This window comes from Nonomuraea sp. NPDC049378 (genome assembly GCF_055586745.1).
The window spans coordinates 342247-365265 of record NZ_JBVJHP010000002.1; the positions used below are offsets into that span (position 1 = coordinate 342247).

At 64.7% G+C, this 23019-nt stretch carries 28 protein-coding genes; 18 read left to right on the forward strand and 10 right to left on the reverse strand.

Translation table 11 applies throughout. The features are described from left to right. Positions 1-16 precede the first annotated feature (16 nt). Positions 17-148 (reverse strand): hypothetical protein, encoded by a 132-nt coding sequence (locus ACZ6SA_RS06485; RefSeq protein ID WP_347649273.1) that lies wholly within the window; start codon positions 146-148, stop codon positions 17-19. Positions 149-386: 238 nt separating this feature from the next. On the opposite strand from ACZ6SA_RS06485, the gene ACZ6SA_RS06490 reads away from it, so the two are divergent. The 3 genes from ACZ6SA_RS06490 (at position 387) to ACZ6SA_RS06500 (ending at position 2820) form a co-directional block, all read left to right on the forward strand. Next, positions 387-929 carry a helix-turn-helix domain-containing protein gene (locus tag ACZ6SA_RS06490; protein ID WP_465826915.1) on the forward strand — a complete coding sequence of 181 codons (543 nt, stop codon included), beginning with the start codon at positions 387-389 and terminating at the stop codon, positions 927-929. Between the two features lie 5 nt (positions 930-934). Continuing rightward, positions 935-1297, forward strand: coding sequence for a hypothetical protein (locus ACZ6SA_RS06495; protein ID WP_465826916.1), 363 nt, complete (start codon positions 935-937; stop codon positions 1295-1297). Positions 1298-1593: 296 nt separating this feature from the next. After that, a complete protein-coding gene (locus ACZ6SA_RS06500; RefSeq protein ID WP_465826917.1) occupies positions 1594-2820 on the forward strand; it encodes a riboflavin synthase in 1227 nt (408 codons plus the stop codon). Between the two features lie 166 nt (positions 2821-2986). Here ACZ6SA_RS06500 and ACZ6SA_RS06505 read toward each other — a convergent pair whose 3' ends face one another. Then, positions 2987-3778, reverse strand: a complete 792-nt coding sequence (locus ACZ6SA_RS06505; RefSeq protein ID WP_347649277.1) for a helix-turn-helix domain-containing protein — start codon at positions 3776-3778, stop codon at positions 2987-2989. Between the two features lie 88 nt (positions 3779-3866). Here ACZ6SA_RS06505 and ACZ6SA_RS06510 point away from each other — a divergent pair, with 88 nt between their 5' ends. Next, positions 3867-4247: a nuclear transport factor 2 family protein gene (locus ACZ6SA_RS06510; RefSeq protein ID WP_347649278.1), complete on the forward strand. Its 381-nt coding sequence runs from the start codon at positions 3867-3869 to the stop codon at positions 4245-4247. 167 nt (positions 4248-4414) lie between these two features. Then, a complete protein-coding gene (locus tag ACZ6SA_RS06515) occupies positions 4415-5083 on the forward strand; it encodes a Type 1 glutamine amidotransferase-like domain-containing protein (RefSeq protein ID WP_465826919.1) in 669 nt (222 codons plus the stop codon). Between the two features lie 186 nt (positions 5084-5269). On the opposite strand, the gene ACZ6SA_RS06520 is transcribed toward ACZ6SA_RS06515, so the two are convergent. The 3 genes from ACZ6SA_RS06520 to ACZ6SA_RS06530 all read right to left on the reverse strand — a co-directional run bounded on the left by ACZ6SA_RS06520 (position 5270) and on the right by ACZ6SA_RS06530 (position 7128). Next, on the reverse strand, positions 5270-5827 hold the full coding sequence (locus ACZ6SA_RS06520; RefSeq protein ID WP_465826921.1) for a DinB family protein: 558 nt from the start codon (positions 5825-5827) through the stop codon (positions 5270-5272). Positions 5828-6143: 316 nt separating this feature from the next. Further along, a complete protein-coding gene (locus ACZ6SA_RS06525; RefSeq protein ID WP_465826922.1) occupies positions 6144-6524 on the reverse strand; it encodes a hypothetical protein in 381 nt (126 codons plus the stop codon). A 298-nt stretch (positions 6525-6822) separates the two neighbouring features. Next, a complete protein-coding gene (locus ACZ6SA_RS06530; RefSeq protein ID WP_347649282.1) occupies positions 6823-7128 on the reverse strand; it encodes a DUF1330 domain-containing protein in 306 nt (101 codons plus the stop codon). A gap of 188 nt (positions 7129-7316) precedes the next feature. Here ACZ6SA_RS06530 and ACZ6SA_RS06535 point away from each other — a divergent pair, with 188 nt between their 5' ends. Beyond that, entirely contained in the window at positions 7317-8219 is a 903-nt protein-coding gene (locus tag ACZ6SA_RS06535; protein WP_347649283.1) for a LysR family transcriptional regulator, read from the forward strand. 198 nt (positions 8220-8417) lie between these two features. Here the strand turns inward: ACZ6SA_RS06535 and ACZ6SA_RS06540 are convergent, their stop codons facing one another. Then, the gene (locus ACZ6SA_RS06540) at positions 8418-8627 is read right to left on the reverse strand and encodes a Hint domain-containing protein (RefSeq protein ID WP_465827099.1); all 210 of its coding nucleotides are present in this window, start codon (positions 8625-8627) and stop codon (positions 8418-8420) included. Positions 8628-8708: 81 nt separating this feature from the next. Between ACZ6SA_RS06540 and ACZ6SA_RS06545 the strand changes: the two genes are divergently transcribed. After that, a complete protein-coding gene (locus ACZ6SA_RS06545; protein ID WP_465826925.1) occupies positions 8709-9209 on the forward strand; it encodes a hypothetical protein in 501 nt (166 codons plus the stop codon). Between the two features lie 110 nt (positions 9210-9319). Here ACZ6SA_RS06545 and ACZ6SA_RS06550 read toward each other — a convergent pair whose 3' ends face one another. Next, entirely contained in the window at positions 9320-10597 is a 1278-nt protein-coding gene (locus ACZ6SA_RS06550) for an aspartyl protease family protein (RefSeq protein WP_465826927.1), read from the reverse strand. A gap of 852 nt (positions 10598-11449) precedes the next feature. On the opposite strand from ACZ6SA_RS06550, the gene ACZ6SA_RS06555 reads away from it, so the two are divergent. Then, the gene (locus tag ACZ6SA_RS06555) at positions 11450-11962 is read left to right on the forward strand and encodes a DUF6461 domain-containing protein (RefSeq protein ID WP_347649286.1); all 513 of its coding nucleotides are present in this window, start codon (positions 11450-11452) and stop codon (positions 11960-11962) included. Between the two features lie 195 nt (positions 11963-12157). Here the strand turns inward: ACZ6SA_RS06555 and ACZ6SA_RS06560 are convergent, their stop codons facing one another. Both ACZ6SA_RS06560 and ACZ6SA_RS06565 read right to left on the reverse strand, forming a co-directional pair. Next, the gene (locus ACZ6SA_RS06560; protein WP_347649287.1) at positions 12158-12298 is read right to left on the reverse strand and encodes a hypothetical protein; all 141 of its coding nucleotides are present in this window, start codon (positions 12296-12298) and stop codon (positions 12158-12160) included. Between the two features lie 233 nt (positions 12299-12531). Then, entirely contained in the window at positions 12532-12918 is a 387-nt protein-coding gene (locus ACZ6SA_RS06565; protein WP_465826928.1) for a DUF6228 family protein, read from the reverse strand. A 274-nt stretch (positions 12919-13192) separates the two neighbouring features. On the opposite strand from ACZ6SA_RS06565, the gene ACZ6SA_RS06570 reads away from it, so the two are divergent. The 4 genes from ACZ6SA_RS06570 to ACZ6SA_RS06585 all read left to right on the forward strand — a co-directional run bounded on the left by ACZ6SA_RS06570 (position 13193) and on the right by ACZ6SA_RS06585 (position 18586). Continuing rightward, entirely contained in the window at positions 13193-13816 is a 624-nt protein-coding gene (locus ACZ6SA_RS06570) for a hypothetical protein (RefSeq protein ID WP_465826929.1), read from the forward strand. Between the two features lie 666 nt (positions 13817-14482). Beyond that, positions 14483-16456, forward strand: a complete 1974-nt coding sequence (locus ACZ6SA_RS06575; protein ID WP_465826930.1) for an N-6 DNA methylase — start codon at positions 14483-14485, stop codon at positions 16454-16456. A 236-nt stretch (positions 16457-16692) separates the two neighbouring features. After that, positions 16693-17898 (forward strand): restriction endonuclease subunit S domain-containing protein, encoded by a 1206-nt coding sequence (locus ACZ6SA_RS06580; RefSeq protein ID WP_465826932.1) that lies wholly within the window; start codon positions 16693-16695, stop codon positions 17896-17898. A gap of 124 nt (positions 17899-18022) precedes the next feature. Further along, positions 18023-18586: an NUDIX hydrolase gene (locus ACZ6SA_RS06585; protein ID WP_465826933.1), complete on the forward strand. Its 564-nt coding sequence runs from the start codon at positions 18023-18025 to the stop codon at positions 18584-18586. Here the strand turns inward: ACZ6SA_RS06585 and ACZ6SA_RS06590 are convergent. Then, a complete protein-coding gene (locus ACZ6SA_RS06590; protein ID WP_465826934.1) occupies positions 18564-19781 on the reverse strand; it encodes an XRE family transcriptional regulator in 1218 nt (405 codons plus the stop codon). The two genes, ACZ6SA_RS06585 and ACZ6SA_RS06590, sit on opposite strands and share 23 nt — an antisense overlap. Positions 19782-19901: 120 nt before the next feature. Here ACZ6SA_RS06590 and ACZ6SA_RS06595 point away from each other — a divergent pair, with 120 nt between their 5' ends. From ACZ6SA_RS06595 to ACZ6SA_RS06620, 6 genes are all read left to right on the forward strand, one after another. Further along, positions 19902-20315: a hypothetical protein gene (locus tag ACZ6SA_RS06595; RefSeq protein ID WP_465826936.1), complete on the forward strand. Its 414-nt coding sequence runs from the start codon at positions 19902-19904 to the stop codon at positions 20313-20315. A gap of 8 nt (positions 20316-20323) precedes the next feature. Beyond that, positions 20324-20617 carry a hypothetical protein gene (locus ACZ6SA_RS06600; protein WP_465826937.1) on the forward strand — a complete coding sequence of 98 codons (294 nt, stop codon included), beginning with the start codon at positions 20324-20326 and terminating at the stop codon, positions 20615-20617. Beyond that, entirely contained in the window at positions 20614-21057 is a 444-nt protein-coding gene (locus tag ACZ6SA_RS06605; protein WP_465826938.1) for a hypothetical protein, read from the forward strand. Before ACZ6SA_RS06600 ends, ACZ6SA_RS06605 begins: the two co-directional genes overlap by 4 nt. A 104-nt stretch (positions 21058-21161) precedes the next feature. Next, positions 21162-21878 carry a GntR family transcriptional regulator gene (locus tag ACZ6SA_RS06610; protein ID WP_465827100.1) on the forward strand — a complete coding sequence of 239 codons (717 nt, stop codon included), beginning with the start codon at positions 21162-21164 and terminating at the stop codon, positions 21876-21878. A gap of 122 nt (positions 21879-22000) precedes the next feature. Beyond that, a complete protein-coding gene (locus tag ACZ6SA_RS06615; RefSeq protein ID WP_465826940.1) occupies positions 22001-22414 on the forward strand; it encodes a plasmid replication, integration and excision activator in 414 nt (137 codons plus the stop codon). 264 nt (positions 22415-22678) lie between these two features. Beyond that, positions 22679-22990 (forward strand): hypothetical protein, encoded by a 312-nt coding sequence (locus ACZ6SA_RS06620; RefSeq protein WP_465826941.1) that lies wholly within the window; start codon positions 22679-22681, stop codon positions 22988-22990. Positions 22991-23019 lie beyond the last annotated feature (29 nt).

A 23019-nucleotide genomic window follows, 5' to 3' on the forward strand; every position in this document is an offset into this window, starting at 1 on the left:
CCAGGACCGCCGCGGCTCAGCCCGGCGCGTCCAGGAATCGCCCCTCATGGGGCGGCGCGGGCCTGCGGATCACGCCGATCGCCGCAGCCCATGCCGCCGCGTCGGCGCCCTTCGGGATCACGACGGTGTCGGCGGTCGTCAACGCCACATACACCCGGGGCCGCTCGGCGGGTCGCATGTCCCGGGCCGGCGGATGGACACCCTGCACGCGAGCAGCCCTGGTGCCACCTACCCGACATCGAGGGCGCCGCCGGTCGCGCGGTACGGCCCGGCCCGGGCCGCGGGACGCGGCCACGGCCTCCCCTGCAACGCCCGGACCTGCTCGCTCGAATCCTGGCCCCACAGGACGGGTACATTCTCATTCTCGATACTGATAACGTAGTCGAGTGAGTGTTTCGACTGAACGGTGGGCCGAGCTGGCGCTTCACCCCGTCCGCATCCGGATCCTGGTCGCCGTCGCCGGTGCCCGCCGTACGGCGTCCGACCTGGCCGGCCTGCTGCCCGACGTGCCGCAGGCGACGCTCTACCGGCAGATCTCCGCCCTGGCCAAGGCCGGGCTGCTGGATGTGGTGGAAGAGCGGAAGGTCGGCGGTGCGACGGAGCGCGTCTACGCGCTGCCCCGGGAAGGCCTGACCCCGACCCCCGAGGCGCTGGCCGCCGCGTCGCGGGAGGAGCACGCGCGGTATTTCACCGCGTTCGTCTCCATGCTCCTGTCGCAGTTCTCGCGCTACCTGACGAGGGAGCACATCGACCTGCCGGCCGACGGAGTCGGCTACCAGCAGGTGGTGCTGCATCTGGACGAGGAGGAGTTCGTGCGCTTCGCGCAGGGCTTCGCCGAGCTGGTGCAGCCCCTGCTGGCGAACGAGGCGGGAGGGAATCGCACGCCCCGGCTGCTGGCGACGATTCTTCTCCCCTTGACGAAGGGATGACACCCATGGCCACGGTCATGATCACTGATGGTCTGATCACCATCGAGTTCGGACGCTGGGAGCGGATGTTCACCGGCAGGTCCCGGCAGCTCATTCCCGCTCATGCGGTACGGCAGGCGGTCGTCACCCACCAGCCGCTGCGCGTCGCCCGTGGCGCGAGAAGGGGCCTCGCGGTGTCAGGCCACACCAAGATCGGCGTTTGGGGCTTGTTCGGCGGGCCCCGCCAGCTGGTGGCGGCCAACCGTGACCAGTCCGGCGCCCACCTGATCCTGGATCGCGCGAGCTCCGGCGGCGAGTTCGACGAGGTCGTCCTGTCGGTGCCGGACGCCGGCCGGCTCGTCGAGGAGATCCGGCGCGTGGCCGCGTGACCGTCCTCGGGCCGTCGGCGCCGGATTCAGGGGCGGAGCACCGAGATCGGCGGACGGCCGTGCCGGGCCCGATCACTCGCATGAACCTGGGCATCGGCGCGGACGGCGGTTATCGTGAAAGCGGTGCGATTCCAGGTGCGGCGGTGACAGCCCGCCGATTCCTCCCGGCGGAGGAACGATCCGGTGCGATCCCGGAGCCATGCGGTGAAACCCCGCCCCCTCTCGGACCCCGATGACGGTCCCTGACGCCATCGGCCGCGGCGGACGCGGCCGACGCCAGCATGAAGGGGATGAGCATGTTCACCGGCAGAGTTCACGAGATCGGCGTGGTCGAATCCGTCGGCGCGGACGACATCGGCATCCGGGCGGCCAAGTGCGCGGGACGGCTGGCCGCCGGCGGTTCGCTGAACGTCGCAGGGGTCCGCCTGACCGCCCAGCACGTGGAGCGCGACCTGATCAGCATGTCGATCAGCACCGAGACCCGGCGCCGGACGACGTTCGACGAGCTGCGGGCTCCGGGGCGGCGGGTGAACCTGGAAACTCCCCTGACGGTCGGCGACCCTCTCGACGGGCACCTGGTGCAGGGCCACGTCGACGGGGTGGGCAAGGTCGTACGCGTCGACGACGGCCCGGGGCTGGGGCGGCGGGTGTGGATCCGCACACCGGAACGGTTCATCGGCAAGATCACCGCCAAGGGCTCCATCGCGGTCGACGGCGTGAGCCTGACCGTGGCCGAGATCGTCAAGGACCGCCTCTCGGTGGCACTGATCCCCTCCACTCTCGCCGGCACGACCCTGGCCTCGCTGTCCGCGGGCGACCGCGTCAACATCGAGTCCGACGTGGTGAGCCGTCTGGCGGCGGCAGGCCCCGCCTCGGCGAGCGCCCACGTCGCGCGCGCCGTCGCGGCACTGGGCTGGGCCGGGCATCTGTCGGGGCGGACCGGCGTGGAGAAGGCGGTGCGGCAGGTCGCCGCCGGCGGCGCGGTCATGGTGTGGGATCCCGCTCGCGAGGTCGAGGGCGACGTCATCTTCGCCGGCGCGAACCTGCGTCCCGCCGCCTTCACCTTCCTGCTGACGGAGGTGTACGGCTACCCGTGCGTCCCGTGCGCACCGGAGGTCCTGGAACGGCTCGAGATCCCGGCCCTGGCGGGTTCGGGAGATCGCCAGGGTACGGCCTTCCACGCCCCGGTCGACCTGGCCGCCTCCACCGGCACCGGAGTCAGCGCCGCCGAACGCGCCGCGACCGTACGGCAACTCGCCCGCCCCGAGTCCGTGCCCGCCGACTTCACCTCGCCCGGTCACGTCATCCCGATCGCGGCCCGGCCCGGCCTCTTGCGGGAGCGCGCCGGGCATACCGAATCGACCGTCGCGCTCTGCCTGGCCGCGGGCCTGCCGCCGGTGGGCGTCTGCTGCGAGGTGATGAAACGCGACGGCGCCATGGCGGGCGCGGCGGATCTGGAGGCGTCCGCCCTGCGCTGGGGGCTGCCGCTGGTCGACATCGACGATCTGCGTACGTGGCTGTGAGGCACGACGTGGCCGGCGCCTTCGAGCTCACGGTGGAATACGCCAACGCGGTGCTGCGGGCGCAGCCGTTCAGCGAGCAGGTGGGCGCCCGGATCACCGAACGCGATGGGAATTCCGCGAGACGCTGCCTAACTGACCTGCACAGCCATAACGTGCCTGGACCCCCTCATTCAGAGGGTCCTCCGGCTCCTGTCCGAAAGAATCGGGCGGTGTCGTCATCGGCGGGAAAATACGCCTCGACGGCTATCTCTTCCAGCGTGACGTCGAAAGCGGCGCCGAACGTCGTGACCGTGTTGATGAAACACAGCTCCACGCCGCGATGGCGGATGCGGATGGGCAGCGCCAGGTCGGCGGGATCGAGCGGGGCCGCATCACCTTCGGGACCGTACGTCAGGACTTCCTCATACAGCGCGCTCAGCTCCGCATCACCCGTCTGCGCCACCTGGCGGGCCAGCCGGGGCAGCAGGTAGGCGCGAACCTGCCCGAGGTTGCGCACCCTCGGCGCGAACCCGCCCGGATGCAGGCCCAGCCGCATCATGTTGACCGGCGGCCGCAGCAACGACGCATCGACGTCCTCCAGGAAGACGTCAATCGCCGTGTTGGCCATCAGCATGTTCCAGCGACGGTCCACGGCCAGCGCCGGATACGGCTCGTGCCCCCGCAGGATCTGCTCCAGGACCTTCCGCGCCGAGGCCAGATGCGGATCGTCCAGCGGCCGCTCCCGGACGCCGGGCGCGTGGCCGGCCGCGACCAGCAGGCGGTTGCGTTCCCGCAACGGCACGCCCAGATGCTCGGCCAGACGCAACACCATCGCGCTGCTGGGAATGGTCCGCCCCGTCTCGACGAAGCTGACATGCCGGGCGGACACCTCCGCCTGAATCGCCAGATCTAACTGGCTGAGCCCTCTGCGGTGCCGCCACTCGCGCAGCAACTCGCCGACTGGCCGGTCGTGCGTCATGCGAGCGATTATCGCCCCGCCTCGTCGATCATCGCGATTACATGCCAGGTAATCGACAGGGCCGGGCGGCTGCTGCGACGGTGGCCGCATGAGCGAAAGCAGCAAGGCCGCACGCAACAGGCAACTCGCCGTCCACGGCTTCACCGAGTTCGCGGCGGGCAACACCGATGTGCTCCGAACCCTCCTGCACGAGGACTTCATCGAGCACAGCCCGGAAAACCCCTCCGGGCGAGAGGCCTTCATCGCGTTCATAGCCGAGGCCCCCGTGGCCCGCGCCCGGCTCGACCTCAAACGGGTCATCGCCGACGACGATCATGTGGTGATGCATTACCACATGGCCACGGACGACGACCCGCGCGGCATCGCCGTGGTCGACATCTGGCGGATGATCGACGGGCAGATCGTCGAACACTGGGATGTCGTCCAGCCGGTGCCGGAGGCCGCGCAGATTCCCTACGGGATGTTCTGAGCGGACGGCATAAGCAGATTTCCGCCTCGATCGAGATCGATGCCCGGGCGATGGCGGTCCACCGCCTACGACCGGTTCCGCTCCTGGGTGCACGGGCGCGATGAGTCTCGCAGTGCTTCCAGGTCTACAGGTCACACCGCTCCATCGCGCTCTGATCGGGAGGCATCTTGAAGCTTCTTCTCACGTCCGGGGGCGTCACGAACACGAGCATCCGTGATGCGCTGGTCGACCTGCTGGGCAAGCCGATCGCCGACTCCCGTGCCCTCTGCATCCCTACGGCGGAGTATGGCCACCCCATGTGCACGCCGGCCTCGGCCTGGCGCTTCATCGCCGGACAGAGCCCGGCGCCCATGTGCGATCTGGGCTGGAAGTCGGTGGGCGTCCTCGAGCTCACCGCGCTGCCCAGCATCGGCAAGGACCGCTGGGTCCCCTGGGTCCGGGAGGCTGACGTCCTGCTGGTGGACGGCGGCGATGCCACGTACCTGTGCCACTGGATGCGGCAGTCCGGGATAGCGGATCTCCTGCCGTCGCTGCCCGAGACGGTCTGGGTGGGGGTGAGCGCCGGAAGCATGGTGATGACCCCCAGGATCGGGGACTACTTCGTCGAATGGACGCCGCCCACCGGAAGCGACCTCACCCTCGGATTCGTCGACTTCTCGATCTTCCCGCACCTGGGTCACGAGCTCATGCCGGGAAACACCATGGCGGCGGCCGAGCGATGGGCCGCCGACATCGCGGGTCCGGCGTACGCCATCGACGACCAGACAGCCATCAAGGTGACCGACGGCACCGTCGAGGTCGTCTCCGAGGGGCGCTGGAGGTCACTTTCCTCCTAGCCACCGACGCCGGCCGCGAGTGAGCGAGGCGCCCCTCTCATGCATTAGCATGACCACCCGAACGATCCTCACGCCACCGCCCTGACCAGCTACTTCAGGAGGGCGCAGCTTCACAGAAGCTCGCAGCCGCGGAGCGTCACGGAGTCCACGAAGGTTTCAGAAGCTCGATCGCCGATTACCGGAAAGTCACATTCGGCGCGGTACGTCCTGCCAGCGGTAGAGGTCGCGCAGCAGGGAAATCTCGGCGCAGTGATGGATCAGCTCCCTGTTGACGTGCAGGACGATGCCCTCCATGGGAAATCGCTCGGGACCCACCGTGGGCGGATTCTCCAGCTCAGCGTCCGAGAGCTCGCGGACCCCCGCGTTCCATCTCCCATACATCTCATCGAGCTGTTTCAGCGCCTCGTCAGCGGTCCCCGCGTAGGCGAATGTCTGAAAGTCGACGTCCTGGCCGCCGAAGTGCCATCCGACCCGATAGCCCAGGCAGGAGACGATGATGTGCGCCAGCCGCCAGGCGATCGTGGTCACCGGCGCCGGCACCGGGTCAGGGGACGCGTAGTCCATCGTCCATTCCCCCGAACCTGCCGACATCGGTGCGGCCGACGTGCCACGTGGGCGGATGCTCCAGCAGCCGCGCACCGGCTCCCAGAAGTACTCCTCATCGGCAAGACCGTGCAGCCGCGGCAGCAAATTCTTGTGCCAGTGCCGGTCCAGCTGGTCCGCGAGTCGCTCGCTTCTTGTCATTTCCGCACGCTACATACAACGGAGACCTGGCTGCGACCCTCTCGGACGCCGTCACCGGCCGTGGGCCGCGAGAGCGTACCGCAACGGGAGATGACGCTGGGGCTGTGGTGTGGCAGGTGGAAGGTCCGAACTTGCGCAGGCTGAACCGACGATCTACAGCTCGTGACCGTTGCGGTGGAGGAACAGCCTTCTACCTGCGACAGGGCCTTGTACCGCGACCATGAGGCTAATGATCATTGCACGCATATCGCACGGCCACTGTTGGGACCGGAACAGCCGGAATACTGAACACGGTGACCGGGCCTCCAATTGCGCCCTACACCGTGTCTCCTCCTGCCGGGCGTGCGGTCTTTCCGGCGACCAGGGCACTGAGCAGGGCCGTGATCATGAAGCCGACCACCACGGGGACCCCTATTAGCAAGCCGAACGCAAGTGTCTCGTCGTACACCCAAGAGTCGTACGCCGGCTGGAGCACGACGACCGCCAACATGACGAAGAGGGCCGTCAGACCAACGGCCGGCCAGTAGGGCAGACGGGCCGACCACGCAGCCACCATGCTGAGCGGGAAGGGCGCCAGCGCGAACGCCACTGCCAACTTGAGCTCGGAATCCGAGTCGGTGGTCGGCCAGTGGAGGAAAAGCAGCAGTAAGGCCGCAACTGCGGACCCTGCCAAGGCCGACCTCAAGAAGAGACGCACAGCATGATTGTCGCGGATCAGGGCCGGACAGGTCGATATCTGGGAAGCTGCCCTGTTGCACCTCGACGATCAGGAAGAGCCAATTCCGGACGATGACCTTCCTGATCGTGCATCCTGGAGCACGAGCCGCCCTGGACGTCGCGTCGCTTCTTCGATCCGCCCGACAGGCTTCAGGCCGTCGAGGACGTCGACGACGAACTGGGACGCGGGGCATGGCTTCGAACTCGTCTCGTGAGTCGTCGTTCAGCACCGTGTGCGTATCAGGTGACGGATGCTCAGCGATGGCGGGGCCCGCCGGTCAGTCGATGCCGTCGATGATGCGGAAGTCGCGCTCGAAGCCGTCGGGGAGGGCCACCAGCGCCTTCTGGTATGCCTCGCTCTCGTATGCCGCGACGGCCTGTTCAAAGCTGTCGAACTCGATCAGAACGACGCGTTGCGTGATTCCGGCCTCGTGGGCGACGACTCGACCGCCACGGGACGGGATCCGGGACAGGGTGCGCCCGCCCCCAGCCTGGACAGCCGGACCGGCCAGCTTGTCGTAGGCATTCAGCCTCTCAGGGTCGGAAAGGGCGGGGTAGACACTGACCCAGTAGCCCTTAGCCATGGAAACCTCCTGTGTTGGGCCGGACACGTCCGACTTCGCATTGACACTCAGAACGATCGATCCCGGCGACCGGTACTGCGGTCAGTTGAATCGTCATATGCGCAGGTTAGGGCTTGATGTGCGGTCGAGGGAAAGACCAGTACGGGCTAGACTCAGAACGGATCGTTATCAATCGGCAGGGAGGGCACGTGGCGCCGGATACGGTGAGCCTGCGGTACTTCCTGGTGCTGGCGCAGGAGTTGAACTTCACCCGCGCGGCCGCACGGATCGGTATCGCACAGCCCGCGCTCAGCGCCCGGATGCGCCGATTGGAGGCGCAACTCGGTACGGCCCTGCTGGTCCGCAACACGCGTAGCGTCGCATTGACCACGGCCGGTGCGGCTTTGGCGGAGTCCGCGCCGCCCGCGCTGGCGGCGCTGGACCGGGCATGGGACACCGCCCGGAGCGCGGCGGCCGGCGAACTGGGCACGCTGCGCATCGGATACAGCCTCAGCGCCGGGGCCGAGACGGCACCGGCCCTGGTGGACAGGCTGATTCGCGGCAACAGCGGACTCGAGGTCGGCGCGGTCCCGATGGCGACACCGGAGATCTCCCCCGCGGTCGCCGACGGCCGCATCGATGCCGGGATCACCCGCGGAGAACAGCCGGGCCGTGGCGTGCGCCGGTTCCTGCTGCGGCGTATGCGCGTCGGGGTCCAGCTGGCGCAGCATCATCCGCTGGCCGAATACCCGGAGATCGAGATCGCCGACGCGGCCGCGTATCCGCTGCGACTCCCGGACCGTGCGGCCAACCCCGTGATCCACGATCAGCTGTCCGCACTGTTCCGAGACATCCGACCACACCCCCGATTCACCACGCCCGCAGTCTCTTTCGACATCTCTCAGCGCGACCTGCGCGACGGGGTCACCCTCGCCCCGGCCGGAGAAGCCGCGGTCACGGCACAACCGGCCGGTCTCACCTGGCGACCGCTGCGGGGCGCGCCCAGCCTGACGATCCACCTGGTCCTCCCACGCGAGCAGTCGCCGCTACACCGCCGCATCCGTGCCGTCGCCAAAACCCTGGCGCACGAGCGGCACTGGCTGCCGGACTGACGCGCAAGAGGTCGAGCGAGACGGACGCCTGCGGTGGCGAGGCCGAATCCTTCACGAGCGCTGGCGGAGTACGTTTGTACACGTCGATCGGCCCGTCGGCCTTGGAGACCGCGAGGACGCGCTCCGCCCCGCCGGACGGGTTTTGGAGCGCGCCGCCGGGACGGAGCTCCTGTGAGGAGAGCCACCCCTGGCTTGCACTCAGAACCGATGCCCCTCGCTGACCGTTGTGATCTTCACCAGCGTGTCAACCGTCCGGTGGAACAGCCGGGTGACGTGGCGCAGCGTGCGCTTGCCTGTCGCCGGATCAGCCGCCCAGACTCGATCGCCGACCTGGATCTCCTCAATCTTCCGCGGGCCGTGCCCGGTGTCGATGCGTGTGCCGGCCGGGAAACAGCGCCCGGCCGCCAGCGCGCGTTTCCCGCGGCCCGCTCCAGGCCGTAGATCGCCTCGGCGGGCAGCCCCGAGTAACGGAGCCGGAACAAATTCTCGGTGAACGCTGCGCGGTTACGCATCGCCGTGCGCAGGGAGAGCGCGTACTTGTACCCGGCCGCGATCAACGGTGGGCTGACAAGGGAGCCGATCGCCCAGGCGGCCGACGTCATCGTGCCCGAGCTCGCCGACGGCTGCGGCGTCTACCTCGTCACCGACCTGACCGGCGAGCGGTACGGAGGCACATCGTTCGTCGTCGAGCGGATGGCCACCGCCGCGCGCCCCGGCATGCAGCGGCTGCCGCCGTACAGCGAGGAACAGCTTCCCGTCGCCAACGCCTTCGTCAAGGCCGCGCGGCGCAGACGGCCTCTGCTGAAGACGTTCCCCGCCGGCTCGCCGCCGCCGCACGTCGCTCCCGAGGGCACTCTGCCCTGGCTGACGGCGAACGGCGCGAACGGCATGCTGATCCTGCCGGTCGTGGTGGACGGCATGGTTCCCGCCGTGGTCAATGTGGTGACGTGCGGCAACCGCCGCCGACTCCGGGACAATGGGGGCCTGTGACGGCGACCGTCACGTCATGTAGATGGTGGCCGCCTTGCTCGGCCGAAGCGGGACGGGCCGGGTGCGACCGCCGCACACCTCACGCCTCCCTCAGCGCTGCCGGCGGCTCATCAGCGGGTGATGAAAATGTTCATGCCAGCGAAGTCGAAGGTGAGGGCGAAGGGTTTGAAGAACTCGTGGGTGAAGTTGGCGATGGGCTCGAACCCGAACTGGTCGGCCTGGCCGGGACCGGGATAGCCGGGGAACGACTTCTCGGCGGCGTTGCCGGGGACGTTGCGCCCGATCGCCTTGCCCAGGCTGATCCGGTCCGGCCTGATCGGGTAGACGGAGACGCCGTTCACCTCGTTCGGATGATCGTAGTCCACCGTGAGGCCGGCCCGCTGGGCGTACTCCACCGTCGTGTTGATGCCGGTGCCCACGCCGCCGGTGTCGACGGTGACGATGTGCGGCCCGTAGTCGCCCAGGCTTCCCAGCGTGCACGGGAAGTGGTCTCCGGCCAGCCATAGCGGGACCCGGCCGGACCCTCGCCCTGGTGCCGCGGACTTGCGCCGCAGCACCAGGGCTTGCCCGGCGTAGTCCATCGTGGTCAGGAAGTGGTAGAAGAGCGTCGTGCCGATACTCCCCGCCGGCTGCGATCCGTCGGGCAGTGCCATTCCGTGCCCTTCGTTCCACTGCACCGGTAGGTTTCGGATCTCGATCCCGCCGATCCGGAATGACTCCAGGATGCCCAGGTGTATGATGATCTGCTGACCGCTGCCGACCCCCGTCACGGTCGCCAGCGAGCGCAGCCCCGCCTCTTCCGCGACCTCTTGCGCCAGACCGAGCGTCGCGCCCGTGTCGAGAAAGAACTTCCCCGCTCTACCGTTCACCGAAGCCTCGATGGTGGGCAGAGGATCCAGAAACACGAAGGGGGCACGCGTGCTCGATGCGCCGTGGATCTGCCAGGGCGTCCCGGTGAGGTGAGCGTACAAGGTGGCGAAGGCGGCGTCGCGCGAGCTGCCGGTCTTCTTGAGCAGCGGGACGGCGCGGGTGAGCTTGTCCTGTCGCACGTAGCACTCGGCCAGCCGCTGGTGCGAGGCCACGTCGCCGGGATCCAGCGCCGTGGCGGTGGACAGGTAGCGCTCGGCTGCGGCGAACCGGTTGGACAGCAGGGCTATGTAGCCCAGTTGGGCGGCAGCGTGCGCATTCTTGGGATTCTTGCTCAGCAGCCGCCGGTAGCCCCGGGCGGCCTCGTCGAACTCACCTTTCTTGAACAACTGGTCGGGATCCTTCACGGCGGCGGCCGCCGTGCCCCTGGAGGGAAGGACCATCCCGGCAGCCGCCATCATGGCGGTTCCGCGCAGGAAAGCGCGCCGGCTGGCGGCGGGGAAATCGTCGGTAAGGGCCATGCCATGCTCCTGACGTTCTGTGGCGAGGATGGCAGACCACCCAACACGGATCTCTGTTTCCGGAGCGTTTCTTGGCGCCCCGGACGTAGCCGAGAGAGCCGGGCACGGCGTGGACGTGCTCCTCAGGGTCTACGCCAAGTGCCTCGATGGCCAACAGGAGATCGCCAACAAGCGGATTAAGGACGCCCTCGCCGCGTGATCGTCACGACGTCGAAGGGGTCCTGGAACGCCACCGGGACCCTTCGCCGTTCCCCATACGCTCCCAGGAGCACGCGATCCGCAAATGTTCCGGATCAAGGCCCCCGACCAGGGAAATCGCCCGTGATCCATTCCGGGCATATTCCGGGACCTGCGACAACGGGCTGCTCACGGGGGCATCTGGCTGCATGCCCCTGAAACGCAGAAGAGGCCCCGAAGGGCCTCTGACCTGCACTTACCGCTGGTGGCAGGTGCAAGGTTCGAACTTGCGTAGGCTGAGCCGACGGTTGTACAGCGGGTCGACGTTCCTAGCTGCATCAGGCCCCTGACCTCCGGGTTCGACTCTCGCTTTTCCGCTACCGGAGAAGATCATCCAGCGTATATCCCGCGAGGCGAAGGCAGGTACGATCACCCCTTCGCGCCACCAGCCTCGACGTCACCGACGCCGGATTTCAAGATCCAGTAGACGTCGTGAGCATCCTCACCTGCTGGTCTTACCGTCGCGGTCACGTCCCGCACGACCACACGTTACGGACTTGCGTGTCGCTGAGCAGGGAGCCCGGTGCCGTCTCTCAAGGTCGTCGTGCCAACTTTTCGTCGGACTCGCATGCCATCATCTCCAAGATCTGTCCCGCGAGAACAGGATCCCCACCCATGAGCGGCTATGACTGGCTCGATGACGACGCGTTCTGTGCGACCTTTGTCCGCGGTCTCACCCCGCACGAGGCGCTGGCCCGCCTTGGCATTGACGTGTACGACGGGGATGACGAGGAAGGCGATTTCGAGGAAGGGCTCATCCGCGCCCGGTCGGCCGAGGGCGGGACCATTCTGAGCGAGTCGAACGGCTTCGTGGGCACGCTGCCCGAGGTGCTACGACCCTTGTCGGCGGGGACGGTCACGGCGAGTGTCTTCGTCAACGTGAACAGGGTCGCGTCCTTCGACCATTACGCCGACGGTCGAAACATCCTCACCTTCGATCCGCTGTACGGCGGCGACGAGGACGGCATCCCGGAAGACTACCTGGCCGACCGGATCGAGCTCGGGCTGGCCGGCGACAAGTCGGAGGGCGGGCTCGCCGCTGCGCTGCTGCTGGCCGAGCGCATCACCGAGGTGCGGCCGAACGCGTCAAGTGACGTGGTGGCCGCCCATGGCGTTTTCGAATACTGAGGCACCTTGCTGTCGGCCCATCGCAGACGCAGCAGGCCAACGAAGCGACCAAACCGCATTAGCAGTTCGGAGGGCCATCGTTCAGGACAGTCCCGCCTGGACCAACGCCCATTGCCGGTCTTCCTGGAACGACCTGATGCGGCAGTGAACTGCAACCCAAACTGCAACCCGACCCGACCACGCCTCAACGGTTTCCTAGGAGTAGAAGCCCTGCCCGTACTCCTCGCGAGACTTCGTGAAGTCATCGGGCCGCACCTCCCGGAGGTACTCGTAGCGCTCGGCGAACCTGTCGATAGCCTCATGGATCATGTCACCGAACTCGTCTCGCATGATCATCAGGACCGGAAGGATACGTCCATGGACGATGTGATCATCAATGGCACCCCAGAGATCTCCCACAAGAGCATCTTCCCGCGCTATCAGCTTGGGAATTGCACGGATCTTGGCTTGTAGAGGCGTTGACCTGGGCCTGAGGTCGGTCGTGAGTGACCGTGGTTGACCCCTCATTACCTCTCTTAATGGCATGCTAATGGCACGACGATCACAGGCTTGGCCTCGGTGTGCGTAGCTCACTCGTCGTAGAGGAAGCTGCGAACCTCTCGCGCGAGATTGGTCAAGGCCTCTCCAGGGAGAATCGGGGTGCGAACTGTGGCGGACCACATGTCGTCCGGATCTTCGCTCGGGTTCGGAAAGCGAAGGGTCCAGCGGAGATCCACCCAGTGACCAGAGTGGATGGCTTCCAGCTGAAGATCAGCTCTATGGGAGGTCCATGTCCGTGTTCCGCTCCATCCTCTGAAGTCGGTCACCAGGTTCTCAAGGAAGTCGGCGAGCCCGTCTCCCATGATGGTTTCCACGGCTACCTCGGCGTGAAGCCCAGCTGACTCGGCCTGAGCAAGGAAGAACATCAAGGCGTCGTCGTGTGGACGCTCGCACTGCGCGAGCCTGATGAAAGTCACTCCTGGGCCTGGTATTTCGACCTCTGAAGTTGGACGTTCAGCTTCCAAGCGCTCCACGATGACTGCTCCAACTCTGGTTCACGGCGGCGATCAGTTCGTGTGCCTGCCGAGATCACAGTGTTGCGCACCCGCGCACAGTTCGCCTGCACAGAGATCATCCCGTCTGTTGTCGGCCGCTCACAAGGGAACGACAGCGACCCGGATCAGTCGTGCATCGTCGATACCACATGAAGATCTTGCTTGTCTGGGTTCATGCAGTAGGAAACACTGCAGCGTGCACTCCGAAGAGCAAGCCAAACGGGTGGTCGACCAGTTGAGGGGCCGTATCTACACGGCATTGGGTGACGGCGGCCTCGACGCCGAACCGGTCCTCGAACTGGCCTCCTTGCTGGAGGAATGGGGTATGAGCACTCTGGCAACGCAGGAGCTTCTCGAACGCCCCGCCGCTCATCTGACCACGGCCGATCTGACCCGCCTGGGCGAGAGCCTTCTCCGCGACACCAACTTTGAGCCGACCTTCGCCCTCGAACCTCGTCTGTGGGCGACGCTGGAGCACGCACTGGAGGTCGTGGAGCGCGACGTCCGCGCCCGAGGAATCACCGGTACGCTCCGCTTGGTCACCCACGACTGGGACAACGGCGGTCATGCTTGGGTGGAGTTCCAGGGTGGCTACCATGGCAACGGCATCCCGCCCATGGTAGGAAGCGACCCTCAAACGGCGCTCGCGGAGGTCGCCGATGCCGTCCAAGAAACGATCATGGAGCTGATCTGGAGAGTCTGGCCTGTCTGCGCTACGCACGATCTTGGCCTGCATGCCGGGTGGGACCATGAGATCGCCGTTTGGCGGTGCACGGGCGATGGAACGCATACCGTCGCGCCGGTCGGTGAACTGTCTTGATCACGTCGGCGGATGCATGGGGATGCGCACAGGAGTACGAACCGACGACCGCTACTCGGTGAGCCGGTGCTGAGGAACGAAGCACCGGATCGTCGATCGCCCCCGACCATCTACGGAGGCATGCCCACACGGGGCGATCGTAGGGCTGTACTCGTGTGGCGGCGTGGCGCTGGGGTCGGCGAGTTCGCTCGGGTCGGCGGCGATCGGTGGTCGGCGGGGCGGCCCGTGCTGCTGCCGCCCGGGACCGGCCCCCAGGCCGCATGCCCGGGCGGCGGGCAAGCGACGGGCCGCTGTACGGCGGCGCGGCGCGCCGCCGCTTGATCCCTATAGGAACTGTTCGGCAACCCTCATCACGCCGGCCATACTCCGTTCCGCTGGCACCCGCCTTCCCACCGGCTGGCCAGGACATGCAGCAGTCGGCCTTGCCGAAAACAGGGCGACACATGTCCAACTTGACGTACACCAACCAAAACAGGCATGTCCATACAAAGGCAGATATATGTTCGCATCTGGACAGAAAACGTTTGGATCGTTATCTTTCTGTTGATCAACCTCTTTCGCCCTGGCCCTGCGTAGCGACATGATGTATGACCTCCAGTAGAGGTCACACCTACAACTGGGGCATAGAGCTCAGTTCAAGTCATGGTTACTGTGGGGTAGGGACTGGTGACGAGAAGCGAGGAACGATCCGAAACCGATGACGCGCAGGTACCGCGCCCAACAGTCATTGTCCAGCAGGGCAAGGTCCTGGACTTCATAGATCAGACGACACAGCGTAATGAGACGCCAGAAGAGTACGTCAGACAAGAAATTTCTAAGTCTCTCGTAAGAGAGTACGGATACGCACGTAGCGACATTGCTGTCGAGTTCACCATTCGCATGGGAACACGCAAGCCACGCGCAGACATTGTCGTGTTCTATCCAGGCGAAAAGCGCGAACCCGAGAACGTTTTTGTCATCGTCGAGTGCAAGTCCCCGACAACTCGATCGTCTGACAGAAAAGACGGTGTCGATCAGCTCAAGAGCTATATGGCTGCATGCCGTCGTGTCAGATACGGGATGTGGACTAATGGCAGCGAACGATACTGCTACAAATGGGATAGCTCACAGAACAGCCCCATCGAGGTCCCCGATCTACCCGCTTTTGGCCAAACGGAAGAAGAAGCAGATCGCCCGCGCTTCGATCAGCTCAAACCAGCCTCTAGCGACGCCCTTCTATTTGCTTTTAGACGATGCCATAACTATATCGCCGGCAATCAGGGACTACAGAAGCCAGAAGCTTTTTGGGAGCTCCTCAAGCTCATTTTCTGCAAAATACAGGATGAGCGCTACTCTCAAAGCATCCAATTTTATGCAGCCGCGTCAGATAGGCAAGGACTCAATGGCCAACTGAGGGTAAAGAAGCGTATCGACAAACTATTCTCTGATGTCAAGAAGGATTTCCCTCAGATCTTCAAGGCTGCGGATGAGATCGAACTCAATCCGCCCGTAGTGGCATACCTGGTCAGTCAGTTGCAGATGTATTCCTTGCTCGATAGCGACATTGACGTCAAGGGTAAGGCTTATGAGGAGATCGTCGGATCCAATCTACGCGGCGACCGTGGAGAGTTCTTCACTCCGCGGAATGTGTGCAATATGGCTGTCAAAATGCTCGACCCGGATGAACGGAAGATCATCCTCGATCCCGCCTGCGGTACCGGTGGATTCCTCATCGCCGCGATGAACCATGTCACCGCAAAAATCCGCATGTCCGAGGAAGCACGGCGAGGGGCTGGTTCCAAAACTGAGGAAGCTATCCATCAGCGCGTCGACCGTTTTCTTCGCGCCAACATGATTGGGGTCGATCTAAACCCGAATCTCGTTAAAGCGGCGAAGATGAATATGGTCATGAATAATGACGGGTCGGGTGGTCTATATCAGGCAAACTCGCTGACTGCGCCTGCGACATGGCCGGAGAGGCTTCGAACGCTCATCGGTGGAGTGGATCTTATCGTCACCAATCCGCCGTTCGGATCAAAGATTCCCATCGATGATCCCGCAACCCTCGAAACATATGACCTGGGACATAACTGGCACTACGACGGCGACCTTGACGAGTGGGTACAACAGGAGACTCTTCAGCGCTCACAACCGCCGGAGATCCTCTTTATCGAGCGCTGCGTGAAGTTCCTCAAGCCAGGCACAGGCATTGCCGCAATGGTCCTGCCGGATGGGATTCTAGGGTCGCCCGGCCTTGGGTATGTTCGCGATTGGCTATTGCGGAACACAACCGTCTTGGGAAGTGTCGATATGCACCCTGACACATTTCAACCCGGCACTAGTGTTCAGACAAGCATACTCGTTTTTCAACGGAAGACGGCGCAGCGGATAGCCTTGGAAGAGGCAGCAGGCAAACGTCAGGACTATGACGTCTTCATGGCAATTGCCAATCGCATAGGCCACGATAAGCGCGGAAACCTTATATACGTCCGCGATTCTGAGGGAAACGAGATCGTCGAGGAAATAGAGGTCCCCGTACGGGAACATATTGATGGCCAACCCGTACGTCGCGTACACAAGACCCTTCGGAAAGTCCCTGACGACAACACCGGACAGATAGCGGAGGCATTTAGGGAATGGCTAGTTCCCGTGCTTTCATAAGCGAAAGCATCACACGTCCTCGCGTCCCTTCTTCTGACGTTATCTGGGGAACGACTCGCGCGTCCGCTCTGTCAAACGGCGACCGGCGACTGGAAGCAGAGTCCTATCTATCTGATGGCTTTGGTCTACGTACCGCAATTGAATCCAGGCCTACGGGGTGGACTCAGGTAGGACGACTAGCGCGTATATGGCAGCCGAGTCGGCTTAAAGGCATCGTTACATCACCTGAGTACGGTGTGCCGTTCCTGACGGCCGGCCAGGTTTTCGAGGCCCGGCCGATGCCTCGTAAGTGGCTTTCAGCGGCGAAGACGGAGAATGCATCTGAACGATACGTAGATGCTGGCACGTTGTTGGTTTCTCGCTCCGGCAACGTCGGCCGTGTCACAATTGCCCATGCACCACATATGGGTAAACTCATAACGGACGACCTGTTGCGTGTGGAACCCCTACAGCCTAATGATCAAGGTTGGCTCTATGCCTTCATGCGTACAGAGGTATTCAGAAATATGGCCGTAGGCATCCATTACGGCCATGTCATCAAGCATGTCGAGATTGGCCACCTCGCTATGCTGCCTATTCCGGATGCCCCAGGACATCTTATTGACCGCCTCAATAGTGAAGTACGCACAATCTTCTCTCTTCGTGATGATGCATTCCGCCTCGTCGAAGAGGCGGAGGCCCTATACCGGTCTGCGTTCTCGCAGGATGCACCTCTTCCCACCATTGATGAGACTTTCACAGTCCGCGCAAGCAGCCTTCTTCATCGGCGCCGCCGACTGGATGCATACCACTACAACCCCGTGGTTCAGTCTATCGAGCGGTCTCAGGCGTCTAAAGCTATTCGAATCGACAGGCTAAGTGAACTATGTCAAGAGATTTGGTGGCCCGATCGCTTCAAAAGAGTCTTCGGCGAAAACGGCACCCCGTATGTAAGCGCTGAAGACTTATTCAATCAGAACCCACCCATCAACAAGAGAATCTATGCCGGGTTGATCGAGAATCGAGAAGATTACTTCCTGAAGCCAGGCTGGATCGTAATGGCGCGATCAGGCCAAATTTACGGGCTCAATGGAAGCGTTCGACTCGTGGACGACCGACTCGCTAGCTTCTTGGTTTCAGAGGATCTGATTCGTCTAAATCCGTTGGTCGACAAGATTCGGCCTGGCTACTTGCTATGCGCGCTCAATGATGCTACATACGGCCGTCCGCTTATCCTCAGGCATGCCTATGGCACATCGATTCCGCATCTAGAGCCTGCAGATGTGGGTGAAGTAGGCATCCCACGCTTAGATAGAAGCCTCGAAGATCAAATCGCCGACAGAATCGAACTGGCGGCCCGCAACCGAGCGGATGCTGACGACTTGGAGGACTCCGTAACCCTTCTGGCAAACGAACAAATCGCACATTTTATGCATACAGGTTCCACTATACGAAGCGTCTGACCATCTCTGTAGCGTCGACACCGAAGCTTGCACTGCCGCCAGGCGCGGAGCCCACTTGCAGTGTCGGCTGGCATCTCCGGTGTACCCATGTACCGATCAGGGGCCAAGGCGGTAGCTTCGCGGTGTGGCTGATGACGCTGAGCTGACGCGCTGGGTCGTACATGGGGAGCGGCTGGTCTATGACAACCGGTGGATCCGGTTGGGGCTGGCTGATGTGGAGATCCCGGGCGGGGAGCGGTTTGAGCATCATGTTGTGCATCTGGATCGGGCTGCGATCGCCGTCGTCCTGGATGAGCAGGATCGTGTGCTGATGATGTGGCGGCATCGGTTCGTGTTTGATCGATGGGGCTGGGAGCTTCCGGGCGGGCTGATTGAGTCGGGCGAGGATCCGCTGGTCACGGCTCTGCGGGAGGTGGAGGAAGAGACCGGGTATCGGCCTTCGGGCCTTAAGCGTCTGGTCTCATATCAGCCGATGGCGGGGATGGTCGACTCCGAGCACATCCTGTTCGTGGGGCGTGGGGCCGAGCTGGTGGGCACGCCTGAAGGCGAGGTGGAGGCCGACCGGCTTGAGTGGGTCCCCATGAGCGAGGTCCCGGGCATGATTGCCCGCGGGGACATCTGGACGTCGGGGACGTTGATCGGGTTGCTTCAGGCTCAGGTGTGGCTCAACGGCCGAGGGCACGGTTGACGGCTTTCGACAGGTCGTCGATGCGGCGGCGTTGCCGACGACTGCCAGTCATGATGGCCAGTTGCTGTGCGCGTTGGATGTGCGGTTGGGCAGCTTCGGGGTCGCCGACGGCCAGGAGGGCGTGGCCGAGGTCGCAGCGGACGCCGGATTCGGCTCTGTTGTAGGTGCCGTCCATGCCAGCCAGGGCTGAGCGGAGGTCGTCGGCGGTGTCGGGGTCGCCGAAGCGGACGAGACAGTTGCCGCGCCAGCGGGCGACGTGGTGAGCATTGATGGATAGGTAGGGCATGTCCGGGTCGCCGTCCCCTTTGGGGAGGAGGGCGGTGGCTTGGTCGAGGGCTGTGCGGCAGGTGGTTTCGTCGCCGAGGATGGCGGCGGCTTCTGCTTCGGCGGCTGAGAGCCAGGTACGGAGGCGGGCCGGTACATGGGCGCTGTGCTGCCGGTGGACGTGCTGGAGGAGTTCGGTGGCTTCGGCTGGGCGGCCGAGTTCCATGAGGACGTATGCCTGTTCGCCGGAGACGTAGGCCAGTAGAGCGGCGTCGTCGGACTCGTAGGCGGCGGCTTTGGCGCGTTCGTAGTGGGTCCAGGCGTCGTTGAGTGCCAGGGTGTTGATGGCCTGCCAGCCTGCGAGTGAGGCGGTTTCGGCTAGGAGGTGGGCCAGTTGGGTGCGGAGGCCGGGGCGGATGGCGTGGCGGTGGGCGCGCTCGATCTGGGCCATCTGGGCGTGCATCTTGTCGGCGATGGCGGGGCCTCCGAGACGGCGGTCCAGCAGGCGCAGGTTGTTGGTGTCGGTGCGCAGGATCATGACCGTGGTGGCGTCTACGGCTGAGGCGGCTTCCAGGCAGTCGAGGAGTTCGGTGGTTTGTTCTTCGTGTTCGTCGTCGTGGTCGCCGGTGGGCGAGGCAATGTCGAGCGGGGCCAGGCCGAGAAGCATGCGGGCGTGATCGGGCAGACGTAGGCCGGCGGCGATGCGTTCGATGACGGCGAGTTCTTTGATCGTTCCGTTGCCGTGCAGGATGGCGTTGACTCGGGGCTGGCCGAGGCCGGTGGCGGTGCCGATGCGGACCTGGCTGGCGCCGTATTTGCCTGCGATACCGAAAAGTCCGGCAATGTCGCGCTTTCTGAGAATCTCCCGGGTCTGTTCCTGTTCCCAGACCGTGACGGGTAGTTCAATGGGGTCGAACGCGCCATTCTGCATTGCTGACCTCCGGCTTTAGCGCCCGGATGATGCATTCCCTCGCGCGGCGGAGCCTATATCCAAGGGTCGTATATCAGCGTGGGATAGGTCTGAAAAGTATGGGCAATCATGCTGTCCGGCATGACAACGCCAGTCAGATGCACAGAGTGCGACGGACGGGGATGGAAGATCGTCACCCGGCGCGGACACGCGACGGCCGCAGGGATGGGCCTGGCAGCTTCCGCCCAGGAAGAATGCCTGCACTGTCAGGGGCCGGCCGAGACGCCGCAGGAGCGGTTCGACTGGGAAGTGCGCATCCCCACAGAGGAGGGTGACGTTCTGGGGCCGTGCGGGTCCTCGGCGTTCCAGGCCACCGCGATGGACGAGCTGCGTAAGGCGATGCGGCGCATCCCCGGTGGCGCCTCCGTTCAGGGCACCATCGTGCACAAGGTCTATGACTTCGGCGCGGGTCCTGACGCTGTGTCAAGCCGTCTTATCTTCCGCGCATACCTCGATCCGGCTGAGTACATCCTTTTTGAGCGGATCGCCAAATGAGCGCCCCGATGCTGATCGCCATCGATCCCTGTCGATCGGCCGAGCTGCTTCAACAGGAATTGCGTTACGACGGAATCAACGCTGATGTCCATGATGGTTACGGGCTGGCGTTGGTTTCGGTCTGGGTGGGCCTGGTCGTCTGGTGCGACGGCGGGCGGTTCTGGTGGCGTACCGGATGGGATCCTGATCGCCACCGGGTCATTTACGCGTGGCACCCGGCGGATGATCCGTTCAGGGCAGCTCGCCGGATCGCGAGGCGTTACGCCGAACTCCGCTCCACTTGGACCGTGGAGCCGTTGTGAGCCCGGCAGCGTCGTCGCGGATCGGCTGGCGGGCGACGATCGTGGACACCCTGCACAGTCATGCGTACACGCGTGCTCATCGTTCGGAGCTGCTCGGGCGTGAGGGCGTGGTAGTGGCGGTGCTGAGTTGCGGCACGACGGCGTTGGTCGAGCTCGACGGTGATGCCTGGGACCTGCCGAGCGGCGTACGGCGCTGGTCGCTGCGGTGGGATGACCTCGATCTGAAAGAGCTGGTCGACGTGCCTGCTCCCCCGGCGTACGTGACCGGGTGGAGAGAGACGGGGCAAACGGTGGTGCTGCATGCCGTGGAGCCGGGCACCAAGGTGGCCGTATGTTCGGCGTCGGCGGGACCGTTGCCGATGTGCGGGTGGTCGGTGCCGTTCTCCGTCGCTTCATCGAGGGCCTGTTCCAGGTGCGTCGCTCTGGTGAAGGGCTCCTGAGCGGGCTACATCCTGCTGTCCTTTGGATCAGGGCCGCTGACAGGCGTTGCCTCAGCCGGTACTGTGCTTATGCGCACGAGTGGAAGAGTGAACGGGCGGTTGAGATGGGCATGGATTTCGCCCCACCCAAATACGCGCAGGTCATGCGGACGATTCAGGAACGAATCGAATCGGGCGAGTACGCCCCAGGTGACATGCTGCCCTCCGAAACCCAGCTTGTGCGTGAACTCGGAGTCGGCCGGACAACTGTCGTGCGCGCCCTGCAGACCCTCGCCATGCAGGGGTGGATCGAACGCGAGCACGGCCGCGGGTCGTTCGTCAAAGGCCGGCCCCAGCGCCCGGCCGAGACCGTACGCCCCAGCCTGGGCACGACCGAGCAGGGCGAGAACGCCGATGCCGTCCTGGAGGCGGGGCGCGTACCGGCTCCCCGCCATGTCGCGCGCCTGCTGGGCGTCGCAGAGGGAACTCCGCTGATCGCGCGGAAGAGAGTGGCGCGGCAAGCCGATGTGATCTCGGCGGTAGAGACCATCTGGGTGCCGCTGGAACATGCCATTGGCACCGACCTGGACAAGCCCGAGCCGTTGCGGCGGGGCATCCGCCAGCATCTCCAGTCGGTCAAGCACCTGCGCTTCGACCACATCACCGAACGAGTCAGCGCGCGCAAGCCCACCCAGGACGAAACCGAACTGCTCGGGTCGTCCAACCCGGTGCTCGGCGTGCTGGCGACCGTGCACGATCCGGCCGGCAACGTGCTCATGGTGGTGAGCTTGGCACTGCCCGGGACTCTGCACGAGCTCGAAGATGTCTTCAAGGTGAGCTAACTCTTACCCACCACTTACCGCTCAACCACTTGTGCGGACGAGTTGCGATCTCTTACTCTCAACTCATGCGGACAAGTGGACGAGCGAACGAAGAGCTGTCCTCCGCTGTCGAGAGGAACCACATGGCCATCCAGGGACCGATCCCCGTCACCTACTCCATGGTCTTCCCGCACGGCTGCTACATCGTCGGGGAGGTCGAGCCCGTCAAAGACTTCGACGCCTCATCCGGCGGCCGGTTCGTGCAGGCCCGCGACAAGCAGACCGCCGAACTGGTCTGGCAGGTCGCGGTCATGGACGGTGACCCGACCCTCAAGCCCGCCCAGAAGACAGTGGCGGTCAAGATCCTCGCGCCGGTTCAGCCGGTGCCGCCGCAGCCCATGCCGGGGCTGCCGTTCACGCCGGTCGCGTTCGACGGCATCACGGTCACGCCGTACGTCAACGCCGCCGGTCGCCTCGCGTACTCGATCAAGGTCCGCGAGATGCATCCACCCCGCCAGCAAGCCCAGTCCGCCAAGGCCGGAAAGGAAGCCGCCTAAATGACCCGACGCCGTACGCCGCGCAACAGCGTGATCCGGCTAACCACCGGGCACGCCGCCCGCACGCTCAACCACCCGTTCGCCCGCCGTGAGCCCGTCCTGGCGCTCGACTTCGGCGCCACCTCCGTCCTGGTCACCACGGACGGTACCGGTGACGGTGGAGGACCTGGAGTTCGCGCGGCAGCTCGTCCACGCGGCCCACCGCTTCGCCCGCTCCGTCGAACGCAGCTTCTACGGCCTGCCCGACGGACAGGGGGTCGCGGCATGAGTTCCCGCCCGTACACCTACGTCACCCTGTCCCTGCGACCGGAGTCCACGCCGCATGTCGGGGTCTCCTTCCACACGTCCGGCCTCAAGGTCCGCGCCGGTCTTCTGCTCAGCAGCCCGCGCCCGTACCTGGAGCTCTACTCCATCGAGGCGAACGTGCACATCTCCACCACCGGAGCTGGGCCGGTCACCGAAGCCGACCTGGCCACCGCCCGCGAGATCTTCAACGCCGCCGCTCGCTACCTGGCCGACTGCGAGCAACTGCACGCCGAGCAGTCGGCCGAGGATGCCGACGACACGGCTGCCTGACGCAAGAGGCGGGGCCGCTGGAAGCGGCA